This is a genomic window from Microbulbifer echini (genome assembly GCF_041447225.1).
In the GTDB taxonomy this organism is placed as follows: domain Bacteria; phylum Pseudomonadota; class Gammaproteobacteria; order Pseudomonadales; family Cellvibrionaceae; genus Microbulbifer; species Microbulbifer echini.
In genome coordinates this window covers 26963-40569 of record NZ_JBGMEL010000002.1, presented here as the reverse complement: position 1 = coordinate 40569, position 13607 = coordinate 26963, and the positions used below count along the sequence as shown (strand labels likewise).

The 13607-nt window shown below is 53.8% G+C and carries 10 protein-coding genes; 5 read left to right on the top strand and 5 right to left on the bottom strand.

Translation table 11 applies throughout. From position 1 onward, the window contains the following. Positions 1-21 precede the first annotated feature (21 nt). From ACCI51_RS02285 to dnaA, 5 genes are all read right to left on the bottom strand, one after another. Positions 22-1770, bottom strand: a complete 1749-nt coding sequence (locus ACCI51_RS02285) for a hypothetical protein (RefSeq protein ID WP_371842461.1) — start codon at positions 1768-1770, stop codon at positions 22-24. 483 nt (positions 1771-2253) lie between these two features. Next, entirely contained in the window at positions 2254-4674 is a 2421-nt protein-coding gene (gyrB, locus tag ACCI51_RS02280; protein WP_371842460.1) for a DNA topoisomerase (ATP-hydrolyzing) subunit B, read from the bottom strand. A gap of 18 nt (positions 4675-4692) precedes the next feature. After that, positions 4693-5799, bottom strand: a complete 1107-nt coding sequence (gene recF / locus ACCI51_RS02275; protein ID WP_371842459.1) for a DNA replication/repair protein RecF — start codon at positions 5797-5799, stop codon at positions 4693-4695. A gap of 126 nt (positions 5800-5925) precedes the next feature. Then, positions 5926-7032 carry a DNA polymerase III subunit beta gene (gene dnaN, locus ACCI51_RS02270; protein ID WP_371842458.1) on the bottom strand — a complete coding sequence of 369 codons (1107 nt, stop codon included), beginning with the start codon at positions 7030-7032 and terminating at the stop codon, positions 5926-5928. 32 nt (positions 7033-7064) lie between these two features. Next, on the bottom strand, positions 7065-8723 hold the full coding sequence (gene dnaA, locus ACCI51_RS02265) for a chromosomal replication initiator protein DnaA (RefSeq protein WP_371842457.1): 1659 nt from the start codon (positions 8721-8723) through the stop codon (positions 7065-7067). A gap of 507 nt (positions 8724-9230) precedes the next feature. Between dnaA and rpmH the strand changes: the two genes are divergently transcribed. The 5 genes from rpmH (at position 9231) to mnmE (ending at position 13136) form a co-directional block, all read left to right on the top strand. Next, complete coding sequence (gene rpmH / locus ACCI51_RS02260; protein WP_020413885.1) at positions 9231-9365, top strand: 50S ribosomal protein L34; 135 nt, start codon at positions 9231-9233, stop codon at positions 9363-9365. A gap of 26 nt (positions 9366-9391) precedes the next feature. Further along, positions 9392-9778, top strand: a complete 387-nt coding sequence (rnpA, locus tag ACCI51_RS02255; protein WP_299583912.1) for a ribonuclease P protein component — start codon at positions 9392-9394, stop codon at positions 9776-9778. Beyond that, positions 9775-10008 carry a membrane protein insertion efficiency factor YidD gene (gene yidD, locus ACCI51_RS02250; RefSeq protein ID WP_371842456.1) on the top strand — a complete coding sequence of 78 codons (234 nt, stop codon included), beginning with the start codon at positions 9775-9777 and terminating at the stop codon, positions 10006-10008. The genes rnpA and yidD overlap by 4 nt, the downstream gene beginning before the upstream one ends. Before the next feature lie 8 nt (positions 10009-10016). After that, a complete protein-coding gene (gene yidC / locus ACCI51_RS02245; protein ID WP_371842455.1) occupies positions 10017-11684 on the top strand; it encodes a membrane protein insertase YidC in 1668 nt (555 codons plus the stop codon). A gap of 75 nt (positions 11685-11759) precedes the next feature. Then, complete coding sequence (mnmE, locus tag ACCI51_RS02240) at positions 11760-13136, top strand: tRNA uridine-5-carboxymethylaminomethyl(34) synthesis GTPase MnmE (protein ID WP_371842454.1); 1377 nt, start codon at positions 11760-11762, stop codon at positions 13134-13136. Positions 13137-13607 lie beyond the last annotated feature (471 nt).

Here is a 13607-nt window from a genome sequence, read left to right as displayed (position 1 = left end):
TTAGTTGATTGACTCTAGGCGCTAAAGGACCTGACTCGTCTCTGCGGCGCCGACAATCACTTCCTCCTCGAGATAGAGTTCGCACCGATCTTTCACCTGGTGTTGCTCTCTTTGTGCCTCACATGCCTGCAGGGCAACCTCGTTCGCTTCGGACTGGCTGGCACTATTCTCTATATAACCCACAACGTAAGCCCCCCGATAATCCATCGCTATCGCCAGTGCTTTATTCTCCGATAGGAAACGATATTCTGACAGCAGTTGCCCCAGTCCATTTTTTGCCGCGCCCTGTTCCACCTGTGGCCGGCCTGCGGGTTGGAGTTCAACCATCATAGAGCTGAGGTGTTCCCGCGATTCAAGGCTGGTAATCTGCATCAAAAGTGGCTGAGTAACCCGGATAAACATTTCCGTATCCCGGCTTAGATACAGCTCATGGGCATACCACCAGGCAATATTGATATCCCTCGGCGCACGTAAATAGGCCTGTTCAAGTATCTTTACGTATTGAGAGCGCGGATACCCCAACACTTGCATAGTAATTGCCAGCTCGTGCCAATAGGCGGGCACATCACCCTTGGTATTGACAAGAGTCACATAGGCATCCCGAATTTTTTTAAATTTCTGGACGTCATCCATTTTTCCAGCTGCGAGTGCTTCATAGAGGAAAACCATTGCAGCCGCCTCTAAATAGCTGGTTTCATCGCGATTTTTTTCTGCTATTTCGTCAAGTATCTCTCTTGCAGAGGAATAATTTTCTTGCTTTGCTTCCGCAATTGCCAATGCCGAAAGAAGAGCGGAGCTTGAAACCGCCTTCTGTTCCGCATAGGCAATAAACTCCTTAAGCGTCTCTGCCTCCTGTCCGGTTATAGCCATAAAGTGAGCAATTTCAGCTATAGCCTTATGATTTTCGAGTGCTTGAACATTGATAGATTCACTGACCTCTTTCGAGCTGAAGAGGCCTTTATAATATTGAAAGTCGGTTTTGCGCAGTTTTTGATAGAGACTTTCAAGCTCTTCAAAGGTCATCCCCAATGCCGCTGGCAGTGCTGCTACTGGGTCCGCTCCATTGTTGTATGCACTCAGATATTTATTCAATCCCTCAAGACGTTCTGCATCAAAGATTAGCCAATGACTAAGCATCCAACCACTGGCATACAGAGCTTCGGTATCGCGAGCGTTTATTGCACCGGGAACGGCCTCTAATAGCGCCCCTAATGGCAGCACCTTAGATCGGCTTAAACTGATCGCCCTATCTACTGGTATATCACCAACTCTAAAATTATTATTTTTATCAAAGGCAACGGTGGAAAATACTTCGGCAACGCCCTCACTAAACCAATAGGGGTAATTTTGTTGGCTATGACTATGAGTCAAAAAATGTGTGTACTCATGAAATAGTGTCTGACGAGCGGGATTATCCGGTAAATATTTATTCCCCTTGAGGTTTAATAGGGCAAAGCTCCCGTGGGAAGTATTTTGAAAGCGCCCTATGGTTCTGCCTGCATTTTCGACACCACTCATACCCTCAAAACTCATCCGATCGGATAGAGCATAAATAGTGAGTTTTTGTTGGTCTGGGGAAAAATGAATATAGTTTCTCGCAAATACGCGAAATTTTTCCAGGTCCACAGCTAACTTTTGGATACGCTTTGGATTGTCATTCGTGACAATCCGAAAGTGCTCGGTTTCTACTTCGTACCAATCGGAATTAATTAATTGTTCAGAGCTGGTACAACTGGTGATAACGAAAAAAACCAGTATGAAAGTAATCATTTTGCAAGCGGGTGTAGCCACTAGATGCATTATGAGGTTTCCCTAGAGCGATTTAACGATGGCTCCCGAATTAAAATAGGTGTGAATACTGTGTAAATACAACTGCACGCTGATTTTTGTATTCTTCACTCACAGGAGATCCCGATTGTTATGTGGTCTTGAGTTTAGAAAGTGAAATCTATCGTATTTTTAACCAATCATGCCCCATTTTCCTAATTCGGGTTTTACTTGGTTTTTTATTTTCCTTTCTGACACAACGATTATTCAGAAACCTCTGAATATTAAATTTATGGCTTTAGGCGGGTGTCGAGAAGGATGAATTCATCCCAGGACTGTTGAAAAGTATGCGAATGAATCCTTCATGGGAAGGTTGCGCCCTTCAATACGATATGCGGCTCTATGGTCCGCTAAGCGGTGCAGCTTTCCCATTTCGATCTCCCTCACAGGGAAAGCTGCATTTCTAGCGAATACTCACTGTGGTGATTAAACGTCCAAGTTTTCCACCGCCAGGGCATTGGTCTCGATGAATTCCCTACGCGGTTCTACATTGTCGCCCATCAACGTGGTAAAGATCTGGTCTGCAGCGATGGCATCCTCCACGGTTACCTGCAGCATACGGCGACTCTCAGGGTCCATCGTGGTATCCCAGAGCTGTTCCGGGTTCATCTCTCCCAGCCCCTTATAACGCTGTACACCGTAACCGCGGCGGCTCTCACTCATCAACCAGTCCAGTACTTCCGGGAAACTACCCACAGGCTGCTGCTTTTCACCGCGCTGGATAAAGGCCCCCTCTTCCAAGAGATCCACCATTTTCTCCCCTAAGGCGCAAATGGAATTGTACTCTGCAGAATTGAAAAACTCGTGGTTGATCAAATAGTCGCTGCCGACACCGTGGGCGACGATATGAATATGAGGCAGGAAGAGACCGCGCTCGGTATTCTCCTGTACGGTGACCTCGTGGCGACGGGTTCCACCGCTTTCCTCATCGGCCAATTTTTCCTGTAGCTGCTTACTCCAGGCGATGATTTTCTCCTGGGATTGCAGGTCTTCCTGAGAGAGGCTGGGCAGATAAATCATGCTGCGCAGCACTTCTTCCGGATAGAGACGAGATAGGCGATCAATCGTGGCCAGCACACTGCGGTACTCGCCCACCAGGCTCTCCAGAGATTGCCCTGACAAACCCGGCGCCTCCGGGTTCACGAACAGTGTGGCGCCTTCCAGAGCGGCATTAGTGAGGAACTGGGTCAGAGCCGCCTCATCCTTCAAATACTGTTCCTGCTTGCCCTTGGAAATCTTGTACAGAGGCGGCTGGGCGATATAGATATGACCCCGCTCAATCAGCTCCGGCATTTGGCGGAAGAAGAAGGTGAGCAGCAGCGTACGAATATGGGCTCCGTCCACATCCGCATCGGTCATGATAATAATGCTGTGGTAGCGCAGCTTATCCGGGTTGAACTCGCTTTTACCGATACCGCAACCCAGTGCGGTGATCAGAGTGCCAACCTCGGCGCTGGACAACATCTTATCGAAACGCGCTTTTTCCACATTGAGAATCTTGCCCTTCAAAGGCAGGATTGCCTGGGTGCGTCGGTCGCGCCCCTGTTTGGCAGATCCACCGGCCGAGTCACCCTCCACCAGGTAAATTTCTGACAGTGCGGGGTCCTTTTGCTGGCAGTCTGCCAGCTTGCCCGGCAGACCAGCGATGTCCAGAGCCCCTTTACGACGGGTCATCTCACGCGCCTTGCGCGCCGCCTCGCGCGCCTTGGCGGCATCGATCATCTTGATAACGACAGACTTGGCCTCCTGGGGATTTTCCAACAGGTAGTCGGCGAAGTGTTGGCCCATCTCCTGCTCAACAGCGGTTTTCACCTCGGAAGAAACCAGCTTGTCCTTGGTCTGGGAGGAGAACTTGGGGTCTGGCACCTTCACAGAAATAATCGCGGTGAGGCCTTCACGGGCATCGTCGCCAGTAGTGTTGACCTTGTCCTTCTTACCTAGCCCTTCGCGCTCGATATAGCTGTTCAGGCCGCGGGTCAGAGCGGCGCGGAAGCCGGCCAAGTGAGTGCCGCCATCGCGCTGGGGAATATTGTTGGTGTAGCAAAAAATGCTTTCCTGAAAACTGTCATTCCATTGCAGAGCTACTTCCACCGCAGTGCCATCTTCGCGCTGACTCTGGAAGTGGAGTACCTTATTGATCGCTGTCTTGTTCTGGTTAAGGAATGCAACGAAGGCACTGAGACCGCCCTCGTATTCGTAAACTTCCTCTTTTCCGCTGCGCTCATCTTTCAACACGATACGCACGCCGGAATTCAAAAAGGACAACTCGCGCAGGCGCTTGGCCAATATATCGAAGTGGAACTCGATATTGTTGAAGGTTTCTGCAGAGGGCTTGAAATGTACCGTAGTGCCGGTGGTATCGCTTTCGCCCACAATCTCCAGGGGGGCCTGAGGCACACCGTGATGATAGGTCTGCTCGTGAATCTTGCCGGCACGGCGGATAGTAAGCTTCAGCTCTCTGGACAGGGCATTCACCACCGAGACGCCCACGCCGTGCAGACCGCCGGATACCTTGTAGGTATTGTCATCAAACTTACCGCCGGCGTGCAGCACAGTCATAATCACTTCTGCGGCGGATACCCCCTCCTCTGAGTGGATTTCCGTGGGAATACCGCGGCCATTATCAGAGACAGATATCGACTCATCCGGATGGATAATCACACGGATCTCATCGCAATGCCCCGCCAACGCTTCGTCGATGGAGTTATCGACCACCTCGAATACCATGTGGTGCAGGCCTGTGCCATCGTCGGTATCGCCGATATACATTCCGGGGCGCTTGCGCACCGCATCCAGGCCTTTGAGTACCTTGATACTGCTCGAGTCATAGCTTTGCTGCTCTGACATTTATTCGCTCCATTCAACTTATTGTGCGGCCGATGCTTCGGCGCTGATATTCCCATGTTCCACGTGGAACACTTTCGGGCAATTCCAAGGGGCCTCGAGCTGCCGCCAGGGGCGGCTCGTGGCACCCTCCTCAATTCCGGTGACAAGCACTTGGCTGGCGCAACGGCCAACCCAGTGGGCAAATACTTGCTGGTTGTGTTCATCCAGCTCCGCCGGCAGGTCATCTACCAGAAATACCGGTTTCTCCCTGTGGCGACAAACCAATTGCGCCATAGCGGTGCGCACGGCACAGACCAACATCTTCTGCTGGCCGCGCGACAAAACATTATGTGCAGGCTCTCCCGCAACGGTAAATCGGACATCGGCCCTATGCGGGCCTGTGCGGGTATGGCCCTGGCCAAGATCTCCATCTCGGGATTCGCGCAGCGCTTCGCTCAGGGTACTTTCCTTGCGCCACCCCCGCCGATAGCCCATATCTACATGATGCAGCAGACTCCGGGGTAACTCCTCCAGGAGCCCGGAAACAGCCGCGCGTAGCGCCAGGAACTGAACCCGCCGTTGAGCATCTACACGCTCACCACTTTGCGCCAGCTGCTCCTCCCAGACGCCGATCACCTGCGTATCGATTTTACCACGACGCAACAAGGCATTTCGCTGCTTCAGAGCGATTTGATAGTTTTTCCACTCCTGCGCGAAAAGATGTTCCACGTGGAACACCGTCCAATCCAACAAACGCCTGCGCACGCCGGGACCACCATCCAAAGCGGCAAAGCTGTCACTGTTAATCAGTTGTAGAGGTAGGCAGTTGGCGAGCTGAGAACTGGACTCCGCCGCAGCCTGATTGATACGCACCCGACCACCGCCGTCGGCCAAGCGTTCTACCCCCAGGCTATAGCCTGTATCCAACTGAGCAAAAACCGTGAGCCCGTGACTATCGTGGCGAATGACCGACTTATGTTGGCGAGAGCGAAAAGAGCGTCCAGTGGCAAGCATATGGGCCGCCTCTAAAAGAGAAGTCTTGCCGCTGCCATTGTCCCCACAAAACAAATTGACCCCGGCATCCAGGGTCAGGTCAGCCTGGGAGATATTGCGAAAATTGGAGAGTAAAAGACGGGTCAGCGCCACAGACACCTCCCCTTGATCAGCACAGAAGCCACAAAGTAAAAACTTTCAAAAAAATAAGGGACCGTATTGGTAAAATTCAACACGATCCCCACACCATAACGCAGCAAGAGTTTAAATGCCTTATCCTTATAGACGCATAGGCATAATTACATAGAGGGCATCACCCTCCTCAGGTTGCTGCAACAGGGCACTGCTATTGGCGTCCGCCAGGCTGATGCGAATTTGGTCGCTGTGAATAGCACCGGTAACGTCGAGCAGATAGGAGACATTGAAGCCGATTTCCATAGGTTCTCCCACGTAATCGACCATCATCTGCTCTTCCGCCTCTTCCTGCTCCGGGTTATTGGCCACAATCTGCAACATTCCCTCAGAGACCTGCAAACGTACTCCACGGTATTTTTCATTGGAGAGAATGGCGGCGCGAGAGAAAGCCTGACGCAGTCCCTGACGATCGGCATAGACCACATTGCCAGCACCGCGCGGCAATACACGGTCGTAGTCCGGGAATTTGCCATCCACCAGTTTGGAGGTGAAGGTGAACTGCCCGCTCATCACACGAATATGGTTGTTGCCCAGAACCACCTGAGCCTGCACATCGCTATCCTCAAGCAGCCGACCCAGTTCCAGTACCCCTTTGCGCGGCACAATCGCTTGGATCGGCGCGGAAACATTCAGGCCCGGCGCATCGCGGTCACACAGTGCCAGGCGGTGACCATCAGTAGCCACCGCACGCAGCTGTTGCGGGCGGCATTCCAATAACAAGCCATTCAGGTAATAGCGCACATCCTGCTGGGCCATCGCAAAGCTGGTGGCCTCTATCAAGCGGCGAATCTCGCGCTGAGAGATATCGAAACGGGTCTGTGCGGTGGCCTCTTCCTGATTGGGGAAATCCGCCGCGGGCAATGTCGATAACTGAAAACGGCTGCGACCACTGCGCAATATCAGGCGCTCGCCGTCGCGCTCGAACTTTAATTCGGCACCATCGGGAAGAGAGCGGCAGATATCCAGCAATTTTCGCGCGGGGACCGTCACCTCCCCTTCCATCTCTACACCGTCCACCGGCAGGCGGCCGACAATTTCCACCTCGAGATCCGTACCGGTCAGGGACAACTCCTGACCTTGTAATTGCATCAATACATTGGCCAGGACCGGCAAGGTCTGGCGCTTTTCAACAACACCGGCTACCAGTTGCAGGGGTTTCAGCAGGGCGTCCCGGCTCACATTGAATTTCATCGGTAGTTTCGCCTTGTTTGTCAATTATTCGATTAAGTGGTCAACGACCGTGTCAGTAACTTTACGTCCTCGCGGATATCCGCGTCGGATTCCTGCAATTCGCGAATTTTGCGGCAGGCGTGCAGAACCGTCGTGTGGTCGCGTCCGCCAAAAGCGTCGCCAATTTCCGGCAGGCTGTGATTGGTCAACTCCTTGGCCAATGACATCGCCACCTGGCGCGGACGCGCCACAGAGCGACTGCGACGCTTGGACAGTAGGTCGGCCACCTTGATCTTGTAGTACTCCGCCACCACTCGCTGAATATTATCCACACTCACCAAACGATCTTGTAAGGCGAGGAGATCCTTAAGAGCCTCGCGGACCAGGACATCGTCGATAGCGCGCCCGGTAAACTGGGAATTGGCTATCACCCGGCGCAGAGCCCCCTCCAGCTCGCGAACATTGGAGCGAATGCGCTGGGCAATAAAGAAAGCCGAATCATGTGGGAGCTCCACACCAAACTGTTCCGCCTTCTTCATTAATATGGCCACACGGGTTTCCAGCTCTGGTGGCTCCACCGCCACCGTGAGCCCCCAGCCAAAGCGAGATTTTAACCGCTCCTCAAGACCATCGATCTCCTTGGGATAGCGATCGCAGGTCAAAATAATCTGCTGACCGCCTTCGAGCAGAGCGTTAAAGGTATGGAAAAACTCTTCTTGGGAGCGCTCCTTACCAGCGAAAAACTGGATGTCGTCGATCAACAAAGCATCCACAGAGCGGTAATAGCGCTTAAAGTCACTAATGGCATTGAGCTGCAAGGCCTTCACCATATCGGCAACAAATCGCTCCGAATGCAGGTAGACCACCTTGGCATTGGGGTTGCGCACCAACAGTGCATTGCCCACGGCGTGCATAAGGTGCGTCTTACCCAGGCCAACCCCACCGTAGATAAAGAGGGGGTTATAAGCCCCGCCGGGATTGTCAGAGATCTGCTGCGCAGCAGCCAAACCCAGCTGGTTTGACTTGCCTTCGACAAAGGATTTAAAGGTGAAATTTCGATTGAGGGAGCTGCCATGTTTGATGGCACCCTCGACTTCAACCTGGCGCGCGGGCTGCTCTGGGATAGAGCACACCATATCGTTCCTGGCGGCAGGGCGGATATCCGACACCGCCTGCTCCCCCTGACTCATCGGCCTGGTGTTGATTTCTTCTTCCAGCGCCGGATGCGGGTTGTTTACTGGGCGCCCGCCGTAACTACAGCCATTAAGGGGCCTTGAAGATACAGGGGTTGATTCCGCCTGCCCCATAAAGCTTTGTGAGGTAGCCGGAGAGACCACACCCGCTGGTGTAGCGGGCATCTCTGACGACCGAGAAGAGGCCGTAGGCGCCATAGCAGCAGGTATGGATTCGGGCGCCGGCGCCGAATCCATCACTGTGTGACTGCGCTGAAACCGCGCGGGGCGGCGCGCAGTGATTTCCATGCCCACCTGAAGTGGCCGCCCAGGAGAAAACTGATGCACGAGTTCACGGATACGATGAAGGAATTTACTGCCAACCCAGTCCAGCACGAAGCGATTCGGAGCAACCAGGCGCAACTCGCCCTCCGCACACACGGGATTGACACGCAGCGGCCTGATCCAGGTATTGAACTGCTGAGATGGCAATTCGTCCTGCAAACAGCTTGCACACTGCTTCCAAACGGATTCAGTCAAGAAACCCCCCAAAACCCCAAAATGGTAAGACCACGGAGACAACGGCATGACGGGGCAGAAACGCCCAGGCCGTCAAATAAGATCGGCGCAGTATACCTTTCCATCGCCGGGTTATCCACAAGAAAGGTGAGTGCTGTTGAGAAAATTGCGCAAAAAGGTCCATGCAATCAGGTATTTGCACAACAATTAGACAGGTGCAAACGAAGAGGCGGCAATTTTATCCACAGGAGCCTGTGTATATCTTGGGGTCAATCGGTGGGCATCGCGAGATATCCCCGTCACCTCAAGGGGTTGTCAGAGAGGCGCTAAATAGAACAGGCCACCCATCGGAACACAGATTGAAATTCCCCGGCCAGCGCGTTGCTTTCGCTGCTGCGTTTCTATACAATCCGCGGCCTTCGCAGCGCATAGCTCCGTCTGCCCCGGCTAGTTGCCGGACCGGAGCCCAGGCCGCGGCCGGGGAAGGTCCCGTGAAATCTTGAACACAAAGTCTCAGGTAGCAAGACAATGAAACGCACATTTCAACCCAGCAACTTGAAGCGCAAACGCACTCACGGTTTCCGCGCTCGCATGGCAACCAAAAACGGCCGTAAGATCTTGGCCCGCCGCCGCGCTAAAGGCCGCAAAGTACTGTCTGCATAATATCTCTTTTTTTAGAGATATCTCTTATGCAGCAGGCGCGCAGCAGTTTCGGATTTGCCAAGACGCTGCGCCTGCTCAATGCAGCGCAGTACCGCAAGGTTTTCAATGAAAACCTTGTGCGCGCCGCGCACCCCAATCTGCTCATCCTCGCCCGCCCCAGTGAATTGGAGCACCCGCGCCTCGGCTTGGTAATCGCCAAGAAACATGTGCGCAATGCCTCCGACCGCAATCAAATCAAGCGTATTACCCGCGAAACGTTCCGTCTGCAGCAACACCAACTGCCGCCATTAGACGTTGTGGTATTAGCGCGGCCCGGGCTTGGCGATCTGGATAAGGCCGCTCTGGCCAAGACACTGAACAAACTCTGGCGCAAACTGGCCAAGCGTGCGCAGCAGCCGCAATCCAAGCCATGAAGTGGTTACTGATCAAGCTGATACACGTATACCGCTTCCTGGCCAGCCCCTGGGTAGGCAACCAATGTCGCTTCTACCCCACCTGCTCACGTTACTCCGAAGAGGCCATTGAAACTCACGGAGCGATAAAAGGGGCTTATTTAACCGCGCGCCGCCTTATAAAATGCCACCCCTGGCACCCTGGAGGAATGGACCCGATTCCCCCCTCCAGACACAAGAACACGCTCTAGGTATTAAAATGGATTGGCAACGCTACACGCTGCTCGGTGGAATTCTCGCAGTTCTCCTTGCACTCATTTTCCAGTGGAATGCATTTCAAGAGCTGCACACTCCTGAACTAGACCGCGAAACCATCGTGCATAGCGATGTACAGAGCGGCGGCCTAATCCCGGCGGAAACCTATGATAATAGCGGTGGTGACGTGCCCCAGCTTGAATCGCAGGCACCGGCCGAGACCGATAACGATGGCACCGAGCGCAAACTGGTCAATGTCACCACCGATGTGTTCGATCTACTGATCGATCCCCGCGGCGGAGATATTGTTAAAGTAGCCCTGCGCAAGTTCGAGGAAAAACTGGATACCCCAGACCAACCTCTAATTCTGCTTAACCAAACGCGCTACCACACCTATATCGCACAGAGTGGCCTGATTGGTAAAAATGGCACCGATAGCGCCGCCGGTCGCCCCCTGTTCAACGTTTCCAAGACCGAATATGCCCTGGTCGAGGGACAGGACCAACTAGTGGTGGACCTGACTCTGCAACAGCAAGGTGCCAATATCACCAAGCGCTACACCTTTAAGCGCGGCGACTACCTGGTTCAGGTAGCCTATCTGGTAGATAACACTAGCGCCAAGCCCTGGTCGGCAGCCATGTTTGGCCAGATCAAGCGCGATACCAGCGAACCCGTCACCGATACGGGTTTCGGCATGTCGCCCTTCCTCGGTGCGGCCCTGCACACCAATGAGGAAAATTACTTCAAACAGGATTTTGAAGAAATCGCTGAAAAGCCCACGCGCGAAACCATTGAGGGCGGCTGGGTGGCCATGGTGCAGCACTACTTCCTCAGCGCCTGGATCCCCCCCCAGGACGAGCGCAATACCTTCGAACTGAAAGAACTCTCCAACGGTCTTTTCCGCATGGGTTTTACTGCCCAACCCGTGCAGATTGCCGCGGCCACGCAAGGTGAGCTCAGCGCCTCTTTCTACGCCGGCCCCAAAGATGTCTACCGCCTGGAGGAGATTTCGCCCTACCTGGATTTGACTGTGGACTACGGCTGGCTGTGGTGGATTGCCAAGCCACTGTTCCGTGTCCTGCACTTTATCCAGGAGCACATTGTCAGCAACTGGGGTTGGGCGATTATCCTGCTCACCGTCTTTATTAAGACACTGCTGCTGCCGCTATCCGCCGCGGGAACCAAGTCCATGGCGCGTATGCGCAAGTTCGCCCCGCAAATGAAAAAGTTGCAGGAGCAGTACAAGGACAACCGGCAGAAGCTGGCGGAAGAGACGATGAAGCTCTACCGCCGCGAGAAAATCAATCCGATGGGCGGCTGTCTGCCGATCCTGTTACAGATGCCGGTCTTTATCGCACTCTACTGGATGCTCACGGAAACCGTTGAGTTGCGCCACGCGCCCTGGATCTTCTGGATTCACGACCTCTCGGCAAAAGACCCCTACTTTATTCTGCCGGTGTTTATGGGGCTCTCTATGTGGTTTATGCAAAAGCTGAACCCGGCGCCCACCGATCCGACCCAGGCCCGGATCATGCAGCTGATGCCGGTGATGATGACGGTATTCTTCCTGTGGTTCCCGGCCGGCCTGGTACTTTACTGGATTGCCAATAACTTGATCACTATCGGGCAGACCTGGTATATCAACAAGCAAGTGGATGCCGGCAAGTATTGACCCGCAGAACCCACACAGCAATAAACAAGGGCCGCATCAGCGGCCCTTTTCCGTTACGTCGAGTAAACTCAGCCGATGACACAGCAAAGCCTTAACCGCGACACCATCGCCGCCGTCGCCACCGCACCTGGGCGTGGTGGTATCGGAGTAATCCGTCTATCTGGAACCAACGCCCTGGCTATAGCCCAGCAGATCTGCGGGGAAAAGCCTCTGAAACCACGCAGCGCGCATTATCGCGACTTCACCCATGCCGACCTATTGATCGACCAGGGCCTGGCGTTGTATTTCCCCGGCCCCAATTCCTTTACCGGGGAGGATGTTGTCGAGCTCCAGGGGCACGGCGGCCCGGTGATTCTGGACCAGCTTTTAAAAGCAACCATTGCACTCGGGGCCCGCCAGGCGCGTCCCGGGGAATTTTCCGAGCGTGCCTTTCTCAACGATAAACTGGACCTGACCCAGGCCGAAGCCATCGCCGACCTGATTGATGCCGGTAGCGAGCAAGCGGCCCGCAATGCCATGCGTTCACTACAAGGCGCTTTTTCGGAAAAGATCGAAGATCTTGTGGAAAACCTCATCCACCTGCGTATCTATGTGGAGGCCGCCATCGATTTTCCCGAAGAGGAAATCGACTTTCTCGCCGATGGAAAGGTTGCCGCCGATATCCAAACCCTACTGACGCAGATGAGTGCAGTGGAGGCCCAGGCCCGCCAAGGGGCCATTATGCGCGAGGGGATGCGCGTAGCCATAGCCGGGCGCCCCAACGCCGGAAAATCCAGCCTGCTCAATGCTCTCGCCGGCCATGATGCAGCTATTGTCACCGATATCGCAGGTACCACCCGGGATATTCTGCGCGAACATATTCATATCGACGGAATGCCCCTGCAGTTCGCCGATACGGCCGGTTTGCGCGATGCGCCGGACAGAGTTGAGCAGATCGGCATAGAGCGCGCCTGGGAAGAGATTCACCAAGCCGATCGTGTCCTATTAGTTATGGATGCGGAACAACTGCATTCTCTCAACCCCGCCGAGGTCTGGCCGGAGTTTACCGACCAGCTGGTAAACCTCAGCAAGCTCACCCTGGTGCTCAATAAAATTGATCTGAGCGATTATGGCGCCGGCTTGCAGGCGCACACCGAGGGCGTTCCGGTAATCGCGATCAGTGCCAAGACCGGAGCTGGGCTGGAGGCACTGAAAGAACACCTGAAGCAAAGCATCGGATTTAGTGCTGCCGCTGAGGGCAATTTCAGCGCCCGCAGGCGTCATCTGGAGGCACTCGAGCGCGCTCGCGCCTTTATAGAACAAGGAGCCCAACAACTGCACGGTCATGGTGCGGGTGAGCTACTAGCCGAAGATCTGCGCCAGGCCCAGCAAGCCCTAGGGGAGATCACAGGGTCCGTAAGCGCCGATGATCTACTGGGTAAAATTTTTGGCAGCTTCTGTATCGGTAAGTAAGAACCGGGGCACTGCCAGCGCTCACAGAACTGAACGTTATACACTGTGGGGGCCTGCCCATCAGGGCCTCTGCTACCCCCTTCTCACTTCCTCGCCCTCAAAGCACAACTTCCACACGCCTTGTTCACAGGAAAGGCCCAAATCTATTCCCCACTCACAATACACGCCACTTTCATCCCCAGCTTTCACATTGAGTTCTCCACGCACATTCGACGTCTCGTAGTGCTTCAGTCAATTTATGCCACTCCTTCAATGAATAAAGTTATACATTTCCACGGGGATTTCCCGTGGATAACGCTATTAGCATGTATCCCACTATTAACCCACACAGATTAGGCGGGTATATGCACAGGTTTATACAAAAAATTTGATTACCCACAGGTATCCCCCATCTAACCAGTCAAAGGACCCACATGTAGTAGTCGATAAAATCCGACTGTGGGCAAAAGAGGGGATAAGCACCCGCAAAGT

Bases quoted from the DNA above. Each gene is read 5' to 3' on its own strand.
- ACCI51_RS02285 (WP_371842461.1), bottom strand. From the start codon at position 1,770: ATGATTACTTTCATACTGGTTTTTTTCGTTATCACCAGTTGTACCAGC.
- gyrB (WP_371842460.1), bottom strand. From the start codon at position 4,674: ATGTCAGAGCAGCAAAGCTATGACTCGAGCAGTATCAAGGTACTCAAA.
- dnaN (WP_371842458.1), bottom strand. From the start codon at position 7,032: ATGAAATTCAATGTGAGCCGGGACGCCCTGCTGAAACCCCTGCAACTG.
- rpmH (WP_020413885.1), top strand. From the start codon at position 9,231: ATGAAACGCACATTTCAACCCAGCAACTTGAAGCGCAAACGCACTCAC.
- rnpA (WP_299583912.1), top strand. From the start codon at position 9,392: ATGCAGCAGGCGCGCAGCAGTTTCGGATTTGCCAAGACGCTGCGCCTG.
- yidD (WP_371842456.1), top strand. From the start codon at position 9,775: ATGAAGTGGTTACTGATCAAGCTGATACACGTATACCGCTTCCTGGCC.
- yidC (WP_371842455.1), top strand. From the start codon at position 10,017: ATGGATTGGCAACGCTACACGCTGCTCGGTGGAATTCTCGCAGTTCTC.
- mnmE (WP_371842454.1), top strand. From the start codon at position 11,760: ATGACACAGCAAAGCCTTAACCGCGACACCATCGCCGCCGTCGCCACC.